25 protein-coding genes are annotated in these 23,087 nt (G+C 40.9%); 6 read left to right on the top strand and 19 right to left on the bottom strand.

The window, feature by feature from the left end; all coding sequences use genetic code 11:
• Window positions 1-6: 6 nt before the first annotated feature.
• The 6 genes from OKW21_RS12135 to OKW21_RS12110 form a co-directional block, all read right to left on the bottom strand.
• The gene (locus OKW21_RS12135) at window positions 7-141 is read right to left on the bottom strand and encodes a hypothetical protein (protein ID WP_277479751.1); all 135 of its coding nucleotides are present in this window, start codon (window positions 139-141) and stop codon (window positions 7-9) included.
• A gap of 38 nt (window positions 142-179) precedes the next feature.
• Window positions 180-809, bottom strand: coding sequence for a ferric reductase-like transmembrane domain-containing protein (locus OKW21_RS12130; RefSeq protein ID WP_277479750.1), 630 nt, complete (start codon window positions 807-809; stop codon window positions 180-182).
• Between the two features lie 153 nt (window positions 810-962).
• On the bottom strand, window positions 963-2,483 hold the full coding sequence (locus OKW21_RS12125; RefSeq protein ID WP_277479749.1) for an aryl-sulfate sulfotransferase: 1,521 nt from the start codon (window positions 2,481-2,483) through the stop codon (window positions 963-965).
• A gap of 142 nt (window positions 2,484-2,625) precedes the next feature.
• Window positions 2,626-2,838, bottom strand: coding sequence for an alkyl sulfatase dimerization domain-containing protein (locus tag OKW21_RS12120; protein ID WP_420870102.1), 213 nt, complete (start codon window positions 2,836-2,838; stop codon window positions 2,626-2,628).
• Between the two features lie 129 nt (window positions 2,839-2,967).
• Window positions 2,968-3,360 carry a helix-turn-helix domain-containing protein gene (locus OKW21_RS12115; RefSeq protein WP_277479747.1) on the bottom strand — a complete coding sequence of 131 codons (393 nt, stop codon included), beginning with the start codon at window positions 3,358-3,360 and terminating at the stop codon, window positions 2,968-2,970.
• Between the two features lie 10 nt (window positions 3,361-3,370).
• On the bottom strand, window positions 3,371-3,664 hold the full coding sequence (locus tag OKW21_RS12110; protein WP_277479746.1) for a type II toxin-antitoxin system HigB family toxin: 294 nt from the start codon (window positions 3,662-3,664) through the stop codon (window positions 3,371-3,373).
• A gap of 354 nt (window positions 3,665-4,018) precedes the next feature.
• On the opposite strand from OKW21_RS12110, the gene OKW21_RS12105 reads away from it, so the two are divergent.
• Window positions 4,019-4,231, top strand: a complete 213-nt coding sequence (locus tag OKW21_RS12105) for a hypothetical protein (RefSeq protein ID WP_277479745.1) — start codon at window positions 4,019-4,021, stop codon at window positions 4,229-4,231.
• Between the two features lie 43 nt (window positions 4,232-4,274).
• On the opposite strand, the gene purQ is transcribed toward OKW21_RS12105, so the two are convergent.
• The 12 genes from purQ to OKW21_RS12045 form a co-directional block, all read right to left on the bottom strand.
• Entirely contained in the window at window positions 4,275-4,967 is a 693-nt protein-coding gene (gene purQ, locus OKW21_RS12100; RefSeq protein WP_277479744.1) for a phosphoribosylformylglycinamidine synthase subunit PurQ, read from the bottom strand.
• 94 nt (window positions 4,968-5,061) lie between these two features.
• On the bottom strand, window positions 5,062-5,682 hold the full coding sequence (locus OKW21_RS12095) for a thioredoxin family protein (RefSeq protein WP_277479743.1): 621 nt from the start codon (window positions 5,680-5,682) through the stop codon (window positions 5,062-5,064).
• A gap of 2 nt (window positions 5,683-5,684) precedes the next feature.
• The gene (locus OKW21_RS12090; RefSeq protein WP_277479742.1) at window positions 5,685-6,167 is read right to left on the bottom strand and encodes a TlpA family protein disulfide reductase; all 483 of its coding nucleotides are present in this window, start codon (window positions 6,165-6,167) and stop codon (window positions 5,685-5,687) included.
• A gap of 73 nt (window positions 6,168-6,240) precedes the next feature.
• Complete coding sequence (locus OKW21_RS12085; protein WP_277479741.1) at window positions 6,241-8,022, bottom strand: chloride channel protein; 1,782 nt, start codon at window positions 8,020-8,022, stop codon at window positions 6,241-6,243.
• Window positions 8,023-8,086: 64 nt separating this feature from the next.
• A complete protein-coding gene (locus OKW21_RS12080; RefSeq protein WP_277479740.1) occupies window positions 8,087-9,625 on the bottom strand; it encodes a hypothetical protein in 1,539 nt (512 codons plus the stop codon).
• A gap of 452 nt (window positions 9,626-10,077) precedes the next feature.
• Window positions 10,078-11,376: a TRAP transporter large permease gene (locus OKW21_RS12075; RefSeq protein ID WP_277479739.1), complete on the bottom strand. Its 1,299-nt coding sequence runs from the start codon at window positions 11,374-11,376 to the stop codon at window positions 10,078-10,080.
• A gap of 26 nt (window positions 11,377-11,402) precedes the next feature.
• On the bottom strand, window positions 11,403-11,900 hold the full coding sequence (locus OKW21_RS12070) for a TRAP transporter small permease (protein ID WP_277479737.1): 498 nt from the start codon (window positions 11,898-11,900) through the stop codon (window positions 11,403-11,405).
• A gap of 38 nt (window positions 11,901-11,938) precedes the next feature.
• Window positions 11,939-12,931 (bottom strand): TRAP transporter substrate-binding protein, encoded by a 993-nt coding sequence (locus OKW21_RS12065; protein ID WP_277479736.1) that lies wholly within the window; start codon window positions 12,929-12,931, stop codon window positions 11,939-11,941.
• Between the two features lie 37 nt (window positions 12,932-12,968).
• Window positions 12,969-13,640, bottom strand: a complete 672-nt coding sequence (locus OKW21_RS12060) for a bifunctional 4-hydroxy-2-oxoglutarate aldolase/2-dehydro-3-deoxy-phosphogluconate aldolase (RefSeq protein ID WP_277479735.1) — start codon at window positions 13,638-13,640, stop codon at window positions 12,969-12,971.
• Window positions 13,641-13,726: 86 nt separating this feature from the next.
• A complete protein-coding gene (locus OKW21_RS12055) occupies window positions 13,727-14,764 on the bottom strand; it encodes a sugar kinase (protein ID WP_277479734.1) in 1,038 nt (345 codons plus the stop codon).
• 50 nt (window positions 14,765-14,814) lie between these two features.
• Window positions 14,815-16,218, bottom strand: coding sequence for a glucuronate isomerase (gene uxaC, locus OKW21_RS12050; protein ID WP_277479733.1), 1,404 nt, complete (start codon window positions 16,216-16,218; stop codon window positions 14,815-14,817).
• 136 nt (window positions 16,219-16,354) lie between these two features.
• Window positions 16,355-16,954, bottom strand: a complete 600-nt coding sequence (locus OKW21_RS12045; RefSeq protein WP_277479732.1) for a hypothetical protein — start codon at window positions 16,952-16,954, stop codon at window positions 16,355-16,357.
• A gap of 253 nt (window positions 16,955-17,207) precedes the next feature.
• On the opposite strand from OKW21_RS12045, the gene OKW21_RS12040 reads away from it, so the two are divergent.
• The 3 genes from OKW21_RS12040 (at window position 17,208) to OKW21_RS32530 (ending at window position 19,546) form a co-directional block, all read left to right on the top strand.
• Window positions 17,208-18,539 carry a sugar porter family MFS transporter gene (locus OKW21_RS12040; protein ID WP_277479731.1) on the top strand — a complete coding sequence of 444 codons (1,332 nt, stop codon included), beginning with the start codon at window positions 17,208-17,210 and terminating at the stop codon, window positions 18,537-18,539.
• 94 nt (window positions 18,540-18,633) lie between these two features.
• Window positions 18,634-19,374: an ROK family protein gene (locus OKW21_RS12035; RefSeq protein WP_338130045.1), complete on the top strand. Its 741-nt coding sequence runs from the start codon at window positions 18,634-18,636 to the stop codon at window positions 19,372-19,374.
• Window positions 19,343-19,546 carry an ROK family protein gene (locus tag OKW21_RS32530; RefSeq protein ID WP_338130044.1) on the top strand — a complete coding sequence of 68 codons (204 nt, stop codon included), beginning with the start codon at window positions 19,343-19,345 and terminating at the stop codon, window positions 19,544-19,546. The genes OKW21_RS12035 and OKW21_RS32530 overlap by 32 nt, the downstream gene beginning before the upstream one ends.
• A 53-nt stretch (window positions 19,547-19,599) precedes the next feature.
• Here the strand turns inward: OKW21_RS32530 and OKW21_RS12030 are convergent, their stop codons facing one another.
• A complete protein-coding gene (locus OKW21_RS12030) occupies window positions 19,600-20,643 on the bottom strand; it encodes a Gfo/Idh/MocA family oxidoreductase (protein ID WP_277479730.1) in 1,044 nt (347 codons plus the stop codon).
• A 121-nt stretch (window positions 20,644-20,764) separates the two neighbouring features.
• Here OKW21_RS12030 and OKW21_RS12025 point away from each other — a divergent pair, with 121 nt between their 5' ends.
• Together OKW21_RS12025 and OKW21_RS12020 are read left to right on the top strand one after the other, a co-directional pair.
• Window positions 20,765-22,159 (top strand): enolase-like domain-containing protein, encoded by a 1,395-nt coding sequence (locus tag OKW21_RS12025; RefSeq protein ID WP_277479729.1) that lies wholly within the window; start codon window positions 20,765-20,767, stop codon window positions 22,157-22,159.
• Between the two features lie 86 nt (window positions 22,160-22,245).
• Window positions 22,246-23,058: a 3-keto-disaccharide hydrolase gene (locus tag OKW21_RS12020; protein WP_277479728.1), complete on the top strand. Its 813-nt coding sequence runs from the start codon at window positions 22,246-22,248 to the stop codon at window positions 23,056-23,058.
• Window positions 23,059-23,087 lie beyond the last annotated feature (29 nt).

Here is a 23,087-nt window from a genome sequence, read left to right as displayed (position 1 = left end):
TCTAACTTACACGCCAAGGGATTCGGCATGTGACGGAGTGCGGGCGATGACGATGACGTTTTCTTTCCCAATTTCTTTTATCAATTGTTTGACAATAGCCGATCCCAATTGGCCACTGGCGGATGTTACTGCGATTTTCATACTATTTCCTCTTGAAAATTATCAATTTTTTTAATTATCTAAGCTGTAGCAGTTCTTCTGTTTTTTCGAAACGCAATTACTTTTTCTTTTATCAATGGCATTCTAATCACAAAGCCAATGCCTACGATTACCGCATAAACTATCCAGGTTTTTTCTAAAATAGCCACGTGCAATAAGCTTAGAATGATGGCCACGTAAGCCAGACTCTGTAGTTTTTTCCATTTTGATTTTAGCCGCTTCATTAATTTTCTATTGGAGGTAAAAAATAGAGGAATTAAAATTAAGACAGCTACAAACCCGGCGATATAGTTTACTTGGGTAAACGTCTCTAAAAAACCTTCCCCCCAGATAAAAATGATAAAGTGCAGGAAACTCCAAACGGCGGTCGCAATCCCCATGGCCTGCCTGACAAAAAGATTAGAAATACCAAAAAGGATAAAAAAAGGTGTTAGGGTTAGAACAGCAGTCATCCATCGTATGGCAAACTCTCCGGAGATGTGATATAACAACTCTAACGTTGTTCTACCTTCACCACTGGCACCTTCAACCAATGTAATGGATAAGCCGTTGGCAAAATCAATATTCACCATATTCAAGATGATGAACATGGGTAGTACTGCCAGCATGGCAACCAGTATCCAGCCGTAATTTTTTTTAAGAAAATCCATCTTATTTACTGTTCGTTAACGTCATTAATTCTTTTTCTAAAGCCTCTGCTTTTTCTTTTATTTTTGACTTACTGCCACAGGTAGGGCAAGGAGATAATTGACTCATAATTTTTCTCCAATGATTTGATATTTCTATTTCAATATCTACTTTAACTACTCAAGCAAACCTGCTACTTGCTCGGCAGAGTATTTGAACGCTTTAAAGGCAGGCGCAGGACCTTTGTATCGAACGACTACATCCCCATCAGGCGCAACTTCCCAGACCCTTCTTCCTACCGTATCGGTCAGAAGGGTATTCCCATTGGGCAAGCGACGAGCCCCACCTTGAAAGGGAGCGAAAAAGTCATCGTTTTCCCAAAACCAGATTTGCTCCGCTTCAAAGGCTCCAGCTTTGGCTATGACGTAATGTCCATCATCATTAACAGTGGGGCTGATTTCATGGACGTTGCTAATACCTTGCAACTGTTCCTGGGTAACAGCGGCTGCCGCCCCATTAGTGCCTACTCTGGCTATGGCGCCCATGCCGGTATTGTTATTAAGCACCAAGATATTGCCGGCTCCAGGGAGACCTTCATCAACCCAGTTGGCGTCGTGTTGATTCTGGAATAGGCGGTCTTCCTCGGTGCCCATCGCGTAGACAGCGGGATTACCGTATCGGAACAGTAGATCACCCCCCATGCCCCTTCGACCACCGGTGGAGCCTGCGGCTTCTTCGATGGTCGTGCTGTGATCGATCACCCAGATTTCGTTATAGATAAAGGAGCTAACAACGATCTGATCCATGCCCGGGTGATAGTCTAGACCATTTAAATGTTGCCGCACAGCATTCATTGGCATATAGCTTTTGGGGAAGTGACCATCGATCTTTTCCGGATGATCGGCAATCACACCGTAGTTGGCCGCATTCGCATCTTGATCCTGAATGACATGGTCAACAAAGCGCCAATACCAGACTACTTCATGGGAATCCCCCTTCAGGTCGGGTTTGATCTCCAACACCCCATCTGACCAAACCGTTTTGCCCTTGCCAGCAGTCCAACCAGCCGCCGCTGCTTCTTCCAGGCTAATTTCTTCGTAGAATAAAACCAGGATATTGCCGTTGGGCATGGGTAGCATATCGTGGTGAAAGGTGATTTTGTTACCATTAATATCAATATTCTTGGCACTTAACTCCCAGATCGCTTTTCCGGTTTTGTCTGTGATCTGTAGAATGTCGGTAGCGGCCACGGGCTGCCCCGTTACCCATTCCCGATCCCTAATACCGGTACGTAACAGACCACCGGACTCCAGCAGGTAGGAGGTATGCCCTCCTCCATTTAAATCGCTATCCCAGCGATGAACTACCTTTCCCTCAGTATCAAGAAGCATTGTGTAATTAACTACATCGGTGTCGATTTCATCTGCCTGGTGCCAAAATAGGTAACCTTCATATAGCTCGTCAGGTAAAGCCAGATCGATCTTTTCCATAACTGCATCACCGATTGATGCGATTGTTGTATTTCTTTCTGACTGTTGAGCTTGTGCTTCTAGCTTGCCCACCATCACTAAAGAAACAAGTATCAGTGAGTAAAGCAGATTGGATCTATAGGATTTCATTTCGTTCTGGCCATTATTAGGTCGCAAAACAATGGCCGATCCCAGTTGTCCGCTGGCGGAGGTGACGGCTATATTCATGGTTATCCAGGTTTTGAATTACTACTAATTCACTATCTACTTCGTCAAAGATAGGCTAAAGAGAATAGGAGTGATAGATGAAACTACGCCTAAAAATGGTAAAAATGAGAAATGATACGCTGCTATTACTTAACTAAATGTCCTACTGTATATTTTTCTCCAATTCGTAAGTATACGAGAGATAGTAGTTTCTGGCGGGAGCATTTATTTGTTGTGCTACTAACGCTCTTAACAACTTTATCTTCACTTCAACAACTATCGTTTTTTCATAGTCTGTTGGGAGTAGATAGTCGGCTAATCGTAATCCCCACTGATAATGACCTTCCTGTAATGCACTATTCAGCTGATCAAACATCTTCTGCTCTCCTCCCGCTAGTTCAACTATATGTTACGCCTCTTGCGAGTTAGAGAGGGGGTAAAGGTTGGTAGGATTGCAGTCAAACTAACCCACATAGTGTAAAATATCGAACGTATCCCCCCCCCATCAAGAAGCAGCTTCAAAGCCTTCAAAATAGGCTGGCAGAAAAACAGATGCTGCAGGAAACCATCCTCTGGATACCATTTCATACATAGCCTTCACGGGAATTCTCCTTTGTTTACTTAATACCAGAGAGCGGGTAGATCGGTTAGGCAGGATTTCTTTAAGCTCCTCCAGGCTAATGTCTCCATCCTCAATCTTAGCTTTTAACAAATCAATTGGATCGGGAAGACCGATAGCATGATGTTTTTGTTCATAGGCATACACCAAGTCCCCTAGAATGACCAATTCTTCGTACTCAACAGTATCAGGCTTAGCTTCAATGAGCTGATCAATACGGGCAAAAGCCTTGTTGAGATCTTTCTCGCTACGAATCGGAGTTATTTGTAATTGAGCCATAAGGCATTCATTAAATAGTATTAGCATCAATCTGACCATATTCAGCATGTGTACCTACAAAACGAACATACACTTGCCGAAACGGAAATAAGATTTTCACAACCAAGCAATGATTGTTACCTCTGATTTTGAACACAAAACGGTTATTACCAATAAAACGCGTATTGGCAATAGCTTCTACTATTTTGCTAGGCTTTTCCCAAGTAGCTTTTTCAGCGGTATGGTGCCACTCTTTAAGAGCCACTTCAGCTTCAGGATGTTTGAGCCAAAACTCTCTTAGTGTTCTTTTAGCAATAACATTCATGGTATAGTACGACCAAAACTGCACGAATGTTTTCAAAAATGCAAACATTGTTGAGGTTATTCTGCTAATCTGTAGTTCCAAGGTAAATAACTGCTATTAATGACTAACGCAGTTTTCTCGAGAGCATAAAAAACCGTAGGGCAATCAGGCTGACTTATTCGGTTCATCGGCTTCCAACTTCCGCCTAGTTTAACTGACTCATTTGTGGCGGATACTTTGCCAGTCTCAGCAAGGCACAGACTTTTGTGTAAAAGCATCAGATTATAAAAACTACTGATTAAAAGAGAAGCGCACGTTGGGAAACGTTCTATACCTTTAGCAAGACTGTCAGGAAAGTACATAATATCGTCTCTGTTGAATTTGAATTCAGATGATAAAATAATTCAGCATAAAGACAGCTTTGACCTATACCAATGGTCCAGACAAGTACTAGGGATTACAGGCTTTTTCATTGGGTGGACGCCCTTCTTCAGGAAGAAACTAAATTCTCAGACCCACAAAATGCTGCTTACTTTTGAACAAAATTACAATGCACCTCAGCAAGGGGGTAGCGGACCGATTACCTAAAGTAATTTTATCATTCGCATCTCCATTACGCAATTGGGATGCGTCATACCAGATTTTTTTCAAGTAAAGATGCTAGTAAGGCTTTTCCATCAGTGTTGCCCAATGCTTCATCAGATGCTCGCTCAGGGTGAGGCATTAATCCAAATACATTTTTTTCCTTATTGCAGACACCCGCGATTGCATGGATTGAACCATTAAAGTTACTCAGCTCATCAAGTTCGCATTTATCGCTACAGTATTGAAAAAGAATTTGATCATTATCTTCCAGTGTTTTGATCACATTTTCAGGCGCATAATAGCGACCATCGGCATGAGCTACCGGAATTTTATATGCTTTGTGGTGATCAAGGCTAGCTGTCATCAGCGCTGTTTTTGACACTGGTTTGATATATGCATTCTTACAAATAAATTTTTGCTCTTTGTTTTTGAGCAAGGTGCCGGGAAGTAATCCTGCTTCGGTAAGAATCTGGAATCCGTTGCATATTCCTAAGACATATCCACCTTTATTTGCGTGTTCAATCACAGCATCCATTATAGGCGAAAAGCGTGCAATGGCTCCGGAACGTAGGTAGTCACCATAAGAAAAACCACCAGGAACCAGGATAAAATCACAGCCTTTTAAATCTCTTTCTTTATGCCAAAGTTTTACAACATCCAGTTTCAGAATTTCTTTATAGACATAATATAAATCTTCATCACAATTGGAACCGGGAAAGATTACAATACCAAATTTCATAGAATGTATAGATAGGTCTCTGTATAGATCAAATATTCCTGTAAGTAATAAACTTCAAAGGTATAAAAAAAGCCCGACAAGCGGGCTTAAATCATTAGCTCATTTTCCATTTTATTGTGCAGCCTATTGCTTTAGTATTGGTTTCAGGTACACTATTACCTTGCATTAAAGCATCAACAGCATCCTGAACATAATGTACGTTTGCTTTATCAGCATCTTTGTAATTATTGTCAATCGTACCAATATAAGCCACTTTCAGTTTACCACTGTTTTCCTTATCCAGTATATAAACATGCGGAGTATTGGTAGCACCATAAGCTTTGGTGATGTCCTGGGTTTCATCCTGAAGGTACGCGAAACCAAAACCTTTTTCTTGGGCGCGCTTTTTCATTTCGCTCATGGAATCTCCGGGAGATCGCTCTGAACAATTAGGGTTGATGGCAACAACAGGATAGCCTTTGTCAGCATACGTTTTATGTAATTTAATGATGCGTTGCTCATACATCTTGGCATATGGGCAGGTATTGCAGGTAAATATTACAATAAAGCCTTCAGCGTCCTCATAATCACTAAGCGATACTTTTTTGCCATCTACGCCTTCCAGGTTGAAGTCTGTAGCATAATCACCAACCTCATAGCCTTCCTGTTTGGCAGTATTTGCGCTGATGGTAAATATCAATGTAAGCACAGAGAAAAATGCAACATATCTTTTCATAGCTAATCTGTTTTGTTGAAAAAACGTTTTACTTGCTCATATAATTCTTCTTTTGTAAACTCACCTTCGTAAAAGGAGCTGTTTCCTTCAGGAGATATCATCAATGTAGCAGGAATAGCACCGCTCCAATCAGGACTGATTTTATCAATCCACTTATTGAAATCTACCTCATCAAGATAAGCTACATCCGACTGTAATTTTTTCTTCTCTTTAAATTTGACGGCTCTTTCCTTATCCATATCCAAGCTTACCAGTAATACTTTTAATTTATCAGGGGCATATGCTTCTGTTAAGCTCTCAAAATATGGAAGTTCTTTGATGCAGGGTGCGCACCATGTTGCCCAGAAGTTTACGACCAATGCGCGTTCTTCAGATTCAGTTATAATTTTTTCTTCCAGTTCTTCAAAGGAATAAGAAGGGATATCCTGAGCTTTTCCATTAAAAAATAAACCTGAAAAACAAAAAATGAATAAAAGCTTCTTCATATATGTAATTATTCTGTCTTAATAAAATTAAGCAAAAAAATATGAAAGCTACAATGGGATTGCCTGGCTATAATTAAAATTCTTTACGCTGGCGCATCAGTTTGTTACGATATGCGTTGAAAATCCTGGACTTGGAAATCAAGCCCATATATTTACCTTCATTGAGAACAGGAAGGTTCCAGGCTCCAGTTTTCTCAAATTTTTCCATGACTTCCTGCATCGTCTCGGTAGTGGATATCTTATCAGGGGGGGCATGCATGAGCGATGAGACCTTGATGCTTTCCTGAGACTCATGGTCAAACATGATTTTACGGATATCGTCCAGCGTCACGATCCCCACCAATTCCTTCTGTTCATTCACCACCGGAAATATGTTTCTTTTGGATACTCTGACAAGGTTTACTAAGTCCCCTAAAGAGGCATCGGGCCGGATCGTAAGTAAATCAGTTTCCAGCAGCTTTTTGATATCAATGAGGCTTAACACTTGTAAATCGCGATCGTCAGGATTCAGATATCCCTTTTTTACCAGTGATTTGAGATAGAGAGAATATCTTTCAAAGTACAGAATTGTACTATATGATAATGCAGACACAAGCATCAGGGGTACGAAAAGGGTATAGCCGCTGGTGATTTCCGCAATCAGGAAAATGGCGGTAAGTGGTGCGTGCAATATTCCACTCATAAGTCCACACATGCCTACCAGGGTGAAGTTGCTAAGACTAACAGTGCCAAATATTCCCATAGTATTCACCAATTTGGCAAAAAAGAAGCCTGTCACTGCCCCTATAAATAATGAAGGTGCGAATATTCCACCGTTTCCACCGGCCCCGATTGTACTGGCAGCTGCGATTGGTTTGATTAAGATTAGCCCCAGGATAAACAGTAAGAGTATGCTTACATTTCCAAAACGTTGAAAAAACATGCTATTATCAAAAATAGCCTGCTCATTACCTTCCAGCATTAATTTGATGAAATTATAACCCTCTCCATACATAGGAGGGAAGATGAAAATTATTAACCCTAACGCCAGTCCTCCCAATACCGCTCGTTTATACTGGTTTCTGATACTGCTTAAAAAATTTTCAATCTGATAAGTAATACGAGTAAAATAAAGTGAGACGAGTCCACAAAAGATGCCCAGAAAGAAATAGTAAGGCGTATCCATTGCGGTAAAAGGGTCTTCTAAGGTAAACGAAAACAATATTTCATCGCCCAAAAGTAGTAAAGAGGTTAAAGAACCTGTTACAGATGAAATCAGCAAGGGTATAAAAGCATTGATACTGATATCTGTCAAAATCACTTCAATGCTAAATATCACGCCTGCGATAGGAGAATTAAATATCGCGGAAATTGCTCCAGCAGTACCACAACCAATTAGCAATGCCCTTTTCTTGGCCTGTAAATGAACCAGCCTTCCGATATTTGAACCAATGGCGGAACCGGTAACCACAATCGGGGCCTCCAATCCGACTGAACCACCAAAACCTACCGTGATTGCACTTCCTAGTAAGTTTGAATAGGTTTTGGACCGGCTGATGTTACTTGACTTTCTTGAAATTGCATATAGAATACCAGTGATACCATGCCCAAAGGGTTCTCTAAAAAAATACTTCGCCAGCAAAACCGTTATTAGTATCCCTATGAGCGGGTACGCAAGGTAAAGATAGTTTGAATATTCATAATCAAAATGAGAAGTAAGAGCGTACTGGATGAGGTGGACGCTCTCTTTGAGAAGCACTGCGGCCAGCCCGGAAAGAAATCCAACGATAATACTGAGTATCAGCACAAAATTACGATTGCTGATGTGTTTGATACGCCAGATTAAAATTTGAAGAAAGAAACTTTCGTTACCCATTAGTGCAAATCTACTAGAAAAGGCAGGTAATGGATAAGAAATTAATAAAAATTATAGCACATATTTACATGGCACTCATATTATAGAAGCGAAAATGTATGTATGCTTTGTTTGTCTTGATGATATCTAAAATATGTTGCCATAATACTTCATATGGCACAATTTCAGTATCCTGCCTTAAATCGCTAGGAATAGGCGTTTTCACTAATTTTTTGTGGTACGTTTCTCCTTTCTCCTGTATCTGTTCGTAATCAAATTCCTTATCAATTACGATTTCTAATAAGCGAATGAAGATGCTACTGCGATAATTGTGTCTTTTATCAAGATGAGCCGATTTGTACTTCACAATTTCATCTACGCAAGCATTAATTGCGCTGATATTTCCTTCCTGAATCAGGAATAAAAACTGAATCGCTAAAGTAGCTACGTTGTACCCATTATAATCTTTTTCGTAACACGGACGCGAACCTAAAAACTCTTCCAGGTTAAAGCCCCAACGAAGTATCTTGGTATCATGAAAGAAAATAAGGTAAGCTCTGTAAATATGCCAGCGGTCTTTTTCCGGATCAGGCAGTGAGTTGTAATTTTTATTGGTTCTTACAGCTCTGAAAAGATTACTAGCCTCTTTAAACTTTTGGCCTTTCATGAGCAAAAGAAAGTAGTATTCACTAAATCTGAACCAGATTTTACTTCCTGTTTTTACTCTATCTATTTTTTGTGATGCATAAGCCTTTCCTGCTTTGATATCTGTGAGGTATAAATAAGCCTGGAGTTTTGAAAAGATCACAGCATTCTGGTTCAGATCAACCTCAATCTCGTTATTGGGCTTGTTGAGATACTTTTTCTCCAGCTCAGTGCATAGGTTAATATTTTCTTTAAAGTTCCACTTAATATTATTAAAAGTGATTTCCAGCTTCGCGGCCAGAATTTGCAGTCCGTGACTGTTGAATTTCTTCGCTTCCCCTCTAATCATATCTATCACCTTGGGAACACGGCCAATCACCCTGTTTTGAGCACTGACTGACTTGTTGATTAGAACCATTACATCAAAATAAGCATCCTCACACCTTAGTTTGGCTTCATGAAACTTTTTATACTTTTGAAGTTCATCGTTGGTTTCTTTATAAGGAGTTAATTTGCCAAGCCTGGCGTATTCATTTCTTAATAATGTAAGTGCTTCAATCGCAACCAGACTCAGCTCATAAGCTTGCGCAGTTTTGATGAGATGGGGTAGGTTACGAATGGCTATTTTTGCGGCACCTTCTCTGATGAGAATATTGCACTGATGCAGTTTGTGAAGTGCCTCATATTCAGCTTTTTGATAAGTTGTATAGCTTTCTTTGTCGTAATCCAGAAAGTAGAGGTGATTGAATAATTTGTTTTTTAGCTTACCCTTTGCATTCCGATAGTTTCTATTTCCTGGGTCAGTGTCAAAAACTTCACGCGCTGCTGATTCATCATTTAGAAATTTGTTATTGGTAATGCCTTCATATAGTAAATTGTCTTTTGAAGTTTCATTTTTTCTGAAATTTTGGTTGACAAGTTGTATACTTCTCTGGCCTTTTTTTCTAACGATTCTTACTAACTGACGAATCTCTTTCATAGGGTAATTGGAATTAGATATGATGACTGAGCGCTAAATCTATAAAAAATATTATAATATTAAAATATTCTTACATGTAAATTTATGAATAATATTTAGAAAAAACAGAATAATAAAGCGTTTGATAAGATATTATGCTACTTTTTCTGATTTTTACTTAATAAAATAGGACAAATATTACATGTATGAGCATTAAAAATTTTCAAAACTGAATACGAGAAAAATTATTCAGGCAGGAATACGCCCATAAGTTGCTGATTACCAACAATCTACAAGCTCATAAAAATGGGATTAGAAAAGTTCTTCAGTTTTGTACTAGTTATTCTGAGTAAATTTACTCAAAATAATAAATGCCTCCTAGATTAACAAGAGGCATTTACAAACTGAAATATAAAAACTGGTCAATATGATGAATAAGGTAAGCGCTTAGAATATTAAATTAAAGTTATTCATCATAAGCCAAAGAAAGAAGGTAACCATAAACTTAAGGCCGGAATGTAAGTGACAATGATAAGCGCAATTACCATCGCGATAAACAGGGGAAGTAACGGTCTGATTACTTTATCAATCCCAATTTTAGCGACACTACATCCGACGAATAATACTGAGCCTACGGGTGGGGTGCATAAGCCGATGCATAGATTGAGCACCATCACGATTCCAAAGTGGGTCGGGTCCATACCTAACTCGGTGACCACCGGAAGAAAAATAGGAGTAAAAATCAGTACTGCAGGTGTCATATCCATAAATACCCCGACAAAAAGTAAAATGAGGTTGATAAGTAATAGTACAATGATAGGATTGTCGCTGATGGACAATAAGGCATTACTTACTCCCTGGGGGAGGTTTTCATACGACATCACCCAGGACATTCCTACTGAGGTGCCTATCAAAATCATAACGATGGAAGTAGTATTTACTGTCTGAAGGAAAATGCCAGGAAGATCTTTCCAGCCTACTTTGCGGTAGAAGACCATGGATAGTATTAAAGTGTATAATACCGCAACCGCAGAAGCTTCAGTTGCAGTAAATATGCCTGCGATAATACCACCAATGACCAAAACCAACAATACGAGGCTTGGAATTGCATCCAGAAACTTCAAAACAGCTTCTTTCAGGCTTGCTCCTTCGCCCACCGGATAGCCTTTGCGATAAGCAAAAACACCGGCAACGATCATTAAGGAGAGCCCTACAATAAGCCCTGGAATATATCCCGCTACAAAAAGTGCTGCGATGGATACGCCACCACTGGCCAGTGAGTATACGATCAGTATGTTGCTGGGAGGAATAATCATTCCTGTAGTAGCAGCTGTGATATTGACAGCTGCGCTAAAAGGTTTAGAGTAACCTTCTTTTGCCATGCGTGGATTCATAATCCCTCCAATCGCAGAAGCGGCTGCTACCGCTGAGCCTGAAATAGCACCAAATAACATGGCAGCAATAATATTTACATAAGCCAATCCACCGGGAAGCTTCCCAACTAATACTTTAGCAAAATCTATGAGCTTTGCCGCGATTCCCCCTCGATTCATGAGCTGTCCGGCTAGTATGAAGAATGGAATGGCTAATAAGGCAAAACTGTCCAAGCCGGTAGCCATTCTTTGTGCTATGGTAGTAAATGATGGCATGGCGGAAATGCTTATCATCATCGTGAGCATTGCAGAGATTCCAATACTGAAGGCGATAGGGACACCAAGCCCTAACAAAATGACAAAGCTTAAAACAAGTATGATGATTTCTAAAAGGTACATAAAAAGCTGGTTGTAGGTCAGTGTATTTATTCTACTGTCTCTGAAATGGAACTGTCTTCTTCTTTGACAGGATGAAGTATATTGAGGATGCTATAGTAAATGATGATTGCTCCTCCAATAGGCAGCACTATGTATACGGTTGAAAGTGGTATTTCCAGCGCGGGAGAGGTTTGTCCGAGTGAAGAAACTATGTATACCAGATTTGCACCGCCTACGACCATGGCTAAGAATGCAAATAGGGCTACAATACTGTATATAAGTGTGTTTAATGACTTTCTTCTTTCAACACTTACCTTCTGAGCTAATAAATCAATCGACAGATGCATTCTCTTACCGGTGACATAACTTGCTCCCAAAATACTCAACCATATCAAGAGGTATCGTGCTAGTTCATCAGTAAAAGAGCTGGGTGATTGAAGAATAAAACGGCTACCAACCTGCCACAATACATTGATAACCATAATCGCCATGATGCCCACCAATACAATTTCCAGGATTTTGTCTAGGGTATGTTTAAATTTCATAGGGTTGTGTAATCAGCTTTGTAAATAGGAAATTTCAATCAATTTACTGCTTGAATTCTTTGAATGAAATCATATACTTCAGGCTGATCCTTATATGTTTCATAAAGTGGTTTTACCTTTTCAGCAAACTTGGATTTGTCAGGATAGGTAACAGTGACTCCCGCAGCTTTTACCGCCTCAATTGATTCCTTCTCTGATTTAGCCCAAAGTTCCCTTTGATACACTGCTGACTCCTCAGCAGCCTCCTGTAGCCATTGTTGCTCCTGCTCATTTAATGTATTCCAGACAATCGTACTGATCAATAAAATATCAGGGATAGAAGTATGCTCATTCAAAGAATAGTATTTACAAACTTCATAATGACGGGAGAAAAAGAAGCTGGGTGGATTATTTTCAGCAGCATCTACCACACCTTGCTGAAGGGCAGTATACAGTTCTCCGTAAGAAATCGGGGTAGGAGAGCCCCCTAACTCCTGCACCATATTGATAGCGGTGTTACTGGGCATTACACGGATTTTTTTTCCTATCAGGTCCGCAGGCTCTTCTACCGGGGCATCTTTGGTATAGAAGCTTCGGCTACCGGCATCATAAAAGGTAACTCCCCTGAGCCAGTATTTTTCACCTTCAAGCATCAGTTCCTTTCCTACATCTCCATCCAGCACATTAAATTGATGTTCTTTGTCTCTAAAGATGTAGGGTAAAGAAAGTACCTTGAAATTAGGAGCAAAACCTTCCATCACTGCCGCTGAGGATTTCGTCATGGCCAGGCTGCCAATCTGAAGTAGCTCAATACATTCTCTTTCCTGACCAAGCTGTGCGCTGGGATATACATTTACCAAGAGTTTACCACCGGATTTCTCTTCAACTTTTTCCGCCAGGTAAAGCATGCCATGATGTACAGGGTGTGAGGCATCGTTAGAATGCGCAATTTTTAAGGTGCGCACTCCTCCGATACGATTACAAGATGTGAAAATGCTAAGAACTAATAATAGTAATAGAATTTTATAAGAACTAAAGTTGAGTTTTGTCATTGCTTGTTTTCGGTTATTGTATGCTTGCTTCCTCTACTTATTTGCTCAAGCTTTTCACAATATCCATCGCTTCCTTCACTTTCTGTTGTAGAGCGGCAAAATCCTTTTGAGCGATGATTTCTTTGGTGATCAGCTTTGACCCCATACCCACACAGTGTACACCGGCATTGAACCAGGCAGAGAGGTTTTCCTGCGTAGGTGAAACTCCACCGGTAGGCATAATGCTCGTCCAGGGATGTGGTGCTTTAACACCTTTCACGAAATTGGGGCCACCCACTTCGGTGCCAGGAAATATTTTTACCACTTCGGCACCCAATTCTTCAGCATATGAGATTTCAGATAATGACCCGCAACCTGGTGACCAGGAAACTTTGCGTCGGTTACATACTTTAGCCATTTCAGGATTCAGCACAGGAGAAACGATAAAGTTAGCGCCTAGTTGCATATAAAGTGAAGCCGTACCGGGTTCATTGATAGAGCCCACTCCCATGATCATTTCAGGAGCCTCTTTTTCGGCAAATTTATTAAGCTCAGAAAATACTTCATGAGCATAGTCACCCCGGTTTGTGAATTCAAATACCCTCACACCTCCTTCGTAACAGGCCTTTACGACCTCTTTACACAGGTCTAAATCTTTGTGAAAGAACACTGGTACAATACCAGTCTCTTTCATTTTAAGCGCCACTTCAATTCTAGAAAATCTTGCCATTGCTTAGTAATGAATAATGTTTATTGATGAATGAATGATGAAAAATGAGGAATGATTAATTAGTCATTCCTCATCAGCCATTAAATTTAACGTGAAACTCTACCCGAAGCATCTCCGCTCATGAGCTTCTCTACCTCATCTACAGTTACAAGGTTGAAATCTCCGTGGATGGTATGCTTCAGGCATGAAGCGGCTACCGCAAAGTTGAGTGCCTGCTGGTCATCATCCGGATAAGTGAGCAAGCCATAGATCAAGCCGCCCATGAATGAGTCTCCTCCCCCTACGCGGTCTACAATGTGCGTGATCTGGTAAGTAGGGGCTTCATACAGTTGCTTGCCATCGTAGAGCACGCCCGACCAGCTGTTGTGGCTGGCACTGATAGAGCCTCTTAAGGTGATGATCGCCTTCCTGGCTCTGGGAAATTTCTCCATCAGCTGGCTACAGACCGACTCATATGCTGCTGCTTCCACATGGCCTTTGGTGACGTCTACACCTTCAGGATGTATGCCAAACACTTTCTCCGCATCTTCTTCATTGCCCAGGATGATGTCACAGCCTGCTACCAGCTCAGGCATTACTTCAGAAGCTTTCTTGCCATATTTCCAGAGGTTTTTGCGGTAGTTGAGGTCAGTAGAAACGGTGATCCCTTTGGCATTGGCTGCTTTTACGCCTTCCAGGCAGACATCGGCTGCGCCCTGAGAAACGGCTGGAGTGATGCCTGTCCAGTGAAACCACTCGGCACCGTCCAGGGCTTTGTCCCAGTCAATCATGCCGGGCTGGATTTCAGAAAGCGCAGAGTTGGCTCGGTCATAGACCACTTTGCTGCCCCGGCTTACAGCGCCGGATTCCAGAAAGTAGATGCCCAGGCGGTCTCCGCCAAAAGCGATATAGTCGGTACCGACATTGTATTTTTTTAAAGTAGAGAGGGCAGCTTTGCCGATATCGTTCTGAGGCAGTCGGGTAACAAACTGAGGCGAAAGGCCGTAGTTGGCGAGCGATACTGCGACATTGGCTTCTCCGCCACCATAGGTAGCTTCAAAATCAGTGGCCTGGATAAAGCGTTGGTAGCTGGGCGTGGCCAGTCGCAACATGATTTCTCCAAAAGTTACTACTTTTTTACGCATAGGTTTTACAGGATGTGATTAGTTATTATTTAATTATTGGTCTAAGAAAATCAATCAAAAGCAAAAAATGCTTTTGCGTTATAATAGCAAATGTTCTCAACAGTTTGTCCAAGCAGCTCCATATCATGGGGCAGCTCACCGTTGACAACATCATTGCCCAACAAGTTACAGAGAATTCTGCGGAAATATTCGTGTCGGGGGTAAGAAAGAAAACTTCTTGAATCGGTAAGCATACCAACGAAGCGACTTAGTAATCCAAGGTTAGAAAGAGCGTTCATTTGCATCTCCATCCCTTCTTTCTGATCCAGAAACCACCAGCCTGATCCAAACTGCATTTTGCCGGGAGTAGAGCCATCATTAAAATTCCCAGTCATAGTACCTACCAGGTAATTATCCCGGGGATTTAAGTTGTAAATAATGGTTTTGGCCAGCTGGTCAGTAGCATCCAGACGGTCAAAGAAACGAGACATCGGGGCGCCAATACGATAGTCTCCTATGGAGTCAAAACCAGTGTCAGGGCCTAATTGACGCAACATACGACTGTTATTATTGCGCATGGCACCTACATGAAATTGCTGTGTCCAGCCTTTTTCATGGTCCATAACAGCAAGTTCGTAAAGTATAGCTGACTTTAGCTTTTCAACTGCTAATGCATCTAATTTTTTACCTGACCTCAGCTGATCAAAATACTTTTTTACTTCTTCAGCTGTGTATTCTTCGGAGAAAAAGTTATTGATACCGTGGTCCGAAAGGCGGCAGCCCGCTTCCGCAAAGAAGTCATGTCTTTTACGCAAAGCCTGCAGTAGGTCATCATAGCTCGCAATATTTACATTTGAAGCTTTTTCCAGCTTTTCCAGGTAAGCAAGGTAAGTTTCAGGATCATCAACTGCCATAGATTTGTCTGCCCTGAATGTAGGAAGTACTTTGATCTCATAGCCATCTTCTCTGAGTTTTGCGTGATGCGCTAAGTTGTCAGCCGGATCATCGGTAGTACAAACCACTTTTACATTCATATTCCTCAGAATGTTTCTACAGCTCATCTTATCTTCCTGTAGCTGTTCGTTACATTGATGATAAATTTCTCCGGCAGTATCTCCATTCAAAATTTTTTCAATCCCGAAATACCTTCTCAATTCCAGATGCGTCCAGTGATACAGAGGATTGCGCAGTGTATAAGGTACAGTTTCAGCGTATTTCAGAAATTTATCATAATCATCCGCATCGCCGGTGCAGTATTTTTCATCAATGCCATTGGTCCTCATGGCACGCCATTTATAATGGTCACCGTACAGCCAGATCTCAGTTAAGTTTTTAAATTTTTTGTCAGCGGCAATCTGGTCGGGGGGTAAATGACAGTGGTAATCAATGATGGGGGTGTCCGCAGCATGCTTATGGTAAAGTTGCTGTGCAACATCAGATTGCAGTAAAAAATTTTTATCTAAAAATGCCTTCATATGTCAATTTTCGTAATAGGTGTTGCAATGCAATAGATTGCATTACAAAACTAATAATTATAATTACTTTTTGTGCATCTACATAGATCTTCTTCGGAATTTGTAACAGATGCCCAGATAAATGAAAGAAAATTAATTACGATACCAGCTCAGCAGTTAAATCAGGAGATTTGTTATCATCTGCATAAGCCGATAATGTGAAAGCCTCCTGAAGTTTGCCGGTAATCTCATTAATAGCACGAGCCGGGCATTGTTTATATTCTTTTTCGTAAGCAGCTATTGAAATCCCTTTTAGAAATTTTATGCTTAGAAAACCATCAGAACGGCTGTATACTTTAACAGGAATAATTTTTAAAGAAAGGGTGAAATCAAAAACAGAGGAGGTTTGAAGGGCTAATTTAGCAACGCTTTTATCCACATATATAGTCTCATGTTTTTGAGACGTAAAAAATACTGGCACTTGGTTCTGAATGATTAATTCTCTAGCGCCTTTCCAGTAAGTATGTGAATATGCCTTGGCTTTAGGGTGCTTACTGATTTTTAGCAATGGTTCAATATGTAAAATATTGAAAGCCAGTAATTTGAAATAGCTAAGTGGCCTATGCACAGCTTTGATAAACCTTAGTGGTTTATTCGCATGGGCGGTCAGAAATAAGGCTGTTTTATATGGGTTATCTGCATCACAAATTAATATGAAAGGTGCATCAGTGGGAAGACTATCCTTAGCTGTGATCAACGTTGTTGGTGAGAAAGAACGTATAAACCAGCGAATGCAAGCACGGACAAACCTGTAGGTCATAATCAATAAAAGGACGAAGAATATACTTAATGGCTGACAAATATAAAGAATTACTAAAGAGTTAAAAGAATGCATTCATTATGGAGCAAATATCAAAAGCATAAAAACTAAGCTTTGCACTGATAGCTATTTTTTGCAAATTGGAAGCGTTTTTGAAAATGCTAAACTAACTAACGCCTAATCTTTATTTATGAAAAAGCACACCTATGTGATTACAATCACTTTTATAGCAGCATTGGGAGGCTTCCTCTTTGGATTTGACACCGCTGTAATTTCAGGAGCAAATCCTTTCATTCAAAAATATTTTGACCTTGATTCCGTATCACTAGGCTGGGCCGTTTCTAGCGTTATTGTGGGGTGTATACTCGGAGCTTTTTCAGCTGGTTTTACCAGTGATTTACTGGGAAGAAAAAAGGTGCTGATCGTTACTGCCGTTCTGTTTACCTTTTCAGCCATAGGCACTGCACTGGCTACCAGTTTTACCTTTTTCGTTTTCGCGCGAATATTGGGTGGAATAGGAGTAGGAGCTGCCTCAGCACTTTCACCTACATACATTGCCGAAATTTCTCCTGCTGATAGGAGAGGTCGGTTGGTTTCAATCAATCAACTTACCATTGTGATTGGTATTTTGGTCGTTTACTTTACCAACCTGCTGTTTGCCAGCTCATTTGGTGATGAAAGTTGGCGATATATGTTGGGTAGTGAAGCTATTCCCTCAACTTTGTTTTTTATTTTACTCTTTTTCATTCCAGAAAGCCCTCGCTGGCTTTATAAGAATAACCAACCTGAAAAAGCACGTGAAGTACTCCGTAAGCTAGAGGGGGAAGGGCAGGTAAATGAAGAACTTAAAGAGATAGAAGAAACACTGCACGATCAGCACGAAAAAGTTGCTTTTGGTGATTTGTTCAAAGGTAAGATGAGCAAAATAATGATGATCGGGATTGTCCTTGCTATGTTGCAGCAGTTGGTAGGTATCAACGCGATTATCTACTATGCGCCCAATATATTTGCCAGTGCAGGTGCCGGTCTTGAATCTGCTCTGGCCCAGACAGTGGCAATCGGAGCAGTAAATTTAACATTTACTTTCGTTGCCATCTATATGGTTGACCGGATTGGTAGAAGACCTCTTTTACTAGCCGGGTCAGTAGGTATGACTGTTTCACTTACCTTCCTCGTGTTTTCATTTCTTTCAGATACTGCCGGAGGTTATGGTGTTTTATTTTCAATATTAGGTTATATCGCTTCTTTCGCTGCTACTCATGCTGCCGTAATGTGGGTGGTGGTTTCCGAAATTTTTCCTAACAAATACCGTGGATCTGCCATGTCAGTGTCATTGTTTTTGCATTGGAGCTCTACCTATCTGGTCACGCAAACTTTTCCCTGGATGCTGGAAAATAAAGGGGGCGCTTTCTCCTTTGGAATATTTGCGATCATCAGTGCGCTGAGCTTTATATTCGTTTGGTTCTTTGTACCCGAAACTAAAGGCAAGTCACTGGAACAGATAGAGAAGGAATTGGTATAGGGAAGGGGGAGGTTGGGGTTTGTAGCTGATCATTTCAGTTTACGGACTACGGTTTTCAGTTTTAAAATTATGTAACACTACACTAAAACTAAAAATGATGAAACCACTTTGGGGAATTGATCTTGGAGGGACGAAAATAGAAGGAGTAATCTTGAAAAGTGTAAATGATCCCGAGGTAATTCTCAGGAAAAGAATCCCTACTGAACAGGCAAAAGGTTATGAACATATCATTTCCCGCATTAAAACCTTGCTTGATCAGATGGCAGTAGAGGCTGGCATTCAAGCTGATAAAATCGGTATTGGTACTCCCGGTACGGTGGATCCGCTGTCAGGGCTTCACAAAAACAGCAATACAACCTGCCTCAACGGTAAGCATTTTCATGAGGATTTGCAGAAGGCCTTAAGTCTACCTGTGGTGATGGCTAATGACGCGAACTGTTTTGCGCTGGCAGAAGCCAGAATGGGAGTGGTGAATAAAGAAATGCCTGAAGCCAATGTGGTGTTCGGTGTAATTATGGGAACAGGTGTAGGAGGAGGGGTAGTAGTGAATGGAAAAGTACTCAGAGGCAGACAGGGAATCTCGGGAGAGTGGGGGCATAATTTTCTGGATGAATCCGGAGGTGTTGCTTATACCGGGCGAAAAGGAGTAGTAGAAACTATTTTATCCGGGCCTGCGCTTGAAAAATTTTACAGATCACTTACGGATGAAAACAAGTCATTGAAAGAGATCTATCAGAATTATAAGGAAGGAAAAGATGAAGCGGCTAAAAAGACCATGAACAGGCTTACCCATTTTTTTTGGTTTGGGAATTTCTGTGGTGATCAATTTGCTTGATCCCGATGCGATTGTGCTAGGAGGAGGGGTAGGGAATATTGATTTACTCTACACAGAAGGAGTAGAATCAACCCGTAAATTTGTATTCAATAACCGCCTTGACACTAAGTTTTTTAAACCAGCACTGGGGGATAGCGCCGGTGTTTTTGGGGCTGCTATTTTGGCTGAATAAAAATGATAGGATGAAATTAGCGCAAATGATTTTTTTCATTTGCGCTCGTTGAATTAAATCTTTACTTCCACCTCTCTTCTTTCCTTATTGCTTTGTTCAGCAAGTTCAATCAGGCTGATGACCTGCATGGCTTCTTCTGGCTTTACCAACAATTCAGCGCCATTTTGTATGGCATCCGATAGGTTATCGTAAAACAGATTATAGTTTCCATTTTCAGATGCTACCTCACCTCTGAAGTGAAGACCATCTATTTCAGTTTCCAGCATCCCCCAGATTTCCGGTGGCTCGGCTCCCCAATCATCTCCCTGAGGTAGTTGACCGGCTTTCAAACAATCCTCCTGGGTGTCGAGTCCGTATTTGGTAAAGGTGCCCAGATTACCCAAAACTTTATATCGAGGTCCTTCATCTCTGACCAGATAGCTGGATTTGAGCACTACCTGAAATTTCTCATAGGTAAAAATCAGATGGTAAGCATCATGTGTTTTTCCCCCTTCTCTTTGAATAGCCAGTTTAGCAGATAGACGCTCGGGCAGGCCGAAAAGCGTAAGTGCCTGGTCAATCATATGTGAACCCAGGTTAAACAATATTCCGGAACCAGGACCGCTTTCTTCCTTCCAGGTATTGGCTTGAATAAAGTTTCGGTAGCGGTCGTAATGCGCTTCGTATTCTACCAGGTAACCCAGCAGTTTACTTTCAATTACTTTTTTTACCGTCAAAAAATCACTGTCCAGTCGCCTGTTTTGAAAGACTGTCAGCAGCTTTTCTTTTTTATTAGCCAGCGCAATAAGTTTCTTGGCTTCTTCACTGGTATTGGTAAAAGGCTTTTCCATGACCACATGCTTCCCAGCATTGAGCGCTTTTTCTGCCATCTCGTAATGAAAAGGGTTAGGCGTATTGACCAGTACCACATCTACTTGTTCATCTTGCAGTATGTCCTCATACTTTTTGACCACAGTAACCTCAGGGTACTTTTCTTGAGACTTATTCCGGTTTCTTTCCAGAATTTTGTAGAGTTGAAAGTCAGGATGAACGGCCAGCAAGGGCGCATGAAAAACTTCTCCCGACATGCCATATGAGGCTAATGCTACACGAATCATAGGTTTTGCTGTTTAAGTGTTGTTTGACAATGATATAAAAAATTGACTGCAACTTGAAGTTTATGTTTGCTTAACAGGTTCAGCTTTACTAGTTTTCAGCTGTACTTGTTTATATCCAATTATGCAACGCCTAAACAGAAGAGAGTTTCTACAACAGGGAGCAACCATCGCCGGACTGGCTCCTCTTGCCGGATCAGGTCTGTTCAATACCAACAATTCAAAAAAAGCTACCATTACGATACAAAATGTAGGGGCGAACTTCGAGCGTGAACCGCTCGCTACGCCATATGGCTTCAAAGGTGGTTATATGACCAATGTGTGGCAAAGCATTGCGGGAATGCAGGACCAGAATGGGACCTACAAGATTGGTTTAGGTACACAAAACACACTTTGGAGTGATGCGCGAGTATTCGCTATGCATTCTGAAAGTGGTGGAAACGCGATTATGTATGCCATCGGCGAATACGCATTGCAACTTGCCAGGGGGAGGAGCTTCACTTCTCCGGTTGATTTGCTGGACGATATCCTGGAGGATGTATATGCCTATGGAAAAAAAATTACGGGTTTGTCAGATCTGAGAAAAACCTTTGTGCTCAATGCGCTGGTGGGTTTTGACAATGCGGCCTGGTTGCTTTATGCGGATGCTAATAACATCACCAATTTTGATGATCTTATTCCTGAACAATATCGTCAGGGTATGTCTGAGCATCATGAACATGTAATTAGTGTGCCCTCTTTTTCTTTTGCCACTCCGGTATCCCAGATGAAAGAACTTGCTGACCAGGGATATTTTTTCATGAAAATAAAATTAGGACATCCCGGAAATCAGGAAGAAATGTTAGCGCAGGATATAGCGAAGCTAACTGAGATCCATAATGCTATTGGAAAGGGAGAAACACAGCATACGGCCAACGGCAAAATTCCTTACTACTTTGACATGAATGGGCGTTATGAAAATAAAGATACACTAAAAAAACTGTTGGATCATGCCAATAAAATAGGTGCTTATGATCAGATCGTAGTGGTGGAGGAGCCATTTCCTGAAGATTATCGGGTGGATGTGAGCGAATTTGAAGCACGTTTGGTTTCGGATGAAAGCGCACATACCGACAAAGACGCGGAAGAAAGAATAGAAATGGGATACAAAGGCATAGCATTAAAACCTATTGCCAAAACTCTGAGCATGACTTTTAAAATTGCTCAGCTAGCCTTTGAAAAAAATATTCCCTGCCTTTGCGCAGACCTTACGGTAAACCCTGTTTTGGTTGACTGGAATAAGAATGTGGCAGCTCGTTTACCTACATTTCCCGGTTTTACAAATATGAATGCTATGGAAAATAACGGGCACCAAAACTACCGGGATTGGGAGGAAATGATAAATTATTTGCCGTATCCTGATGCTGATTGGGTGCATGCTGAAAATGGCTTATTTCCTACTGGAAAAGCGTTTTATGATAAAAGCGGGGGTATTTTTCAACAATCAGATCATTATCTGAACTTGGTGAAGCATGCTTAAAATTCTTATATTATAAGTATCAAATCTTTAGTTTAATTTAGACAACACAAATCTTTCTTAAAACCCAACTTTCTAACTTAAAGACAATGAAAATTTTAAACTATTTTACTTTAGCTTTTGCCGCCACTTTTCTGTTTTCATGCGGAAACAGCGGCCAGCAAAGCGCTGAGACTGAAACTACTGAGACTGAAGCTGTGAATACTGCCAGTACAGAAGCTCAGGAAAATACGCTCAGCAGTGATGAGCAACAAAACGGCTGGAAACTATTGTTTGATGGAAATTCGGTAGATCATTGGAGAGGTGTACATAAAGAGAATTTTCCTGAGAAAGGATGGTACGTGGAAGATGGCATGCTGGTTGTGGAGGAAGCTTCCGGTGCTGAATCTGGTAATGGTGGTGATATCGTTACCTTGGATGAGTACACTGATTTTGAATTCGTAGTGGATTTCAAACTGACTGAAGGCGCAAATAGTGGTATTAAATATTATGTGACAGAGCAGTACAGTTCTGACAAATCTGCTATCGGCCTGGAGTATCAAGTTCTAGATGATGATGTTCATCCTGATGCTAAAAAAGGAAACAACGGCCCCGGAACACGTACTGTATCATCATTGTATGATCTGATCGCTGCTCCTCAGTCAAAACCTATTAACCCTGTAGGAGAGTGGAATCATGCGCGTATCGTTTCAAAAGATGGACAGGTAGAGCACTGGTTAAATGGTGAAAAAGTGTTGGAATATGACCGCTTTAGCGAAGAATTCAAGGAAAAAATTAACAACAGCAAGTATAAGGACTGGGATGGATTTGGTGTATGGGAAAGCGGACACATTCTTTTACAGGATCATGGTAATCAAGTGTTTTATAAAAATATTAAAGTAAGAGAGCTACCAGCTTCTTAATACCTATTTATTCATTAAGGCTGAGTAAG

The organism is Catalinimonas alkaloidigena, assembly GCF_029504655.1.
In the GTDB taxonomy this organism is placed as follows: domain Bacteria; phylum Bacteroidota; class Bacteroidia; order Cytophagales; family Cyclobacteriaceae; genus Catalinimonas; species Catalinimonas alkaloidigena.
Note: the sequence above shows the minus strand (reverse complement) of the source record. Positions and strands in the feature narration are given on the sequence as shown.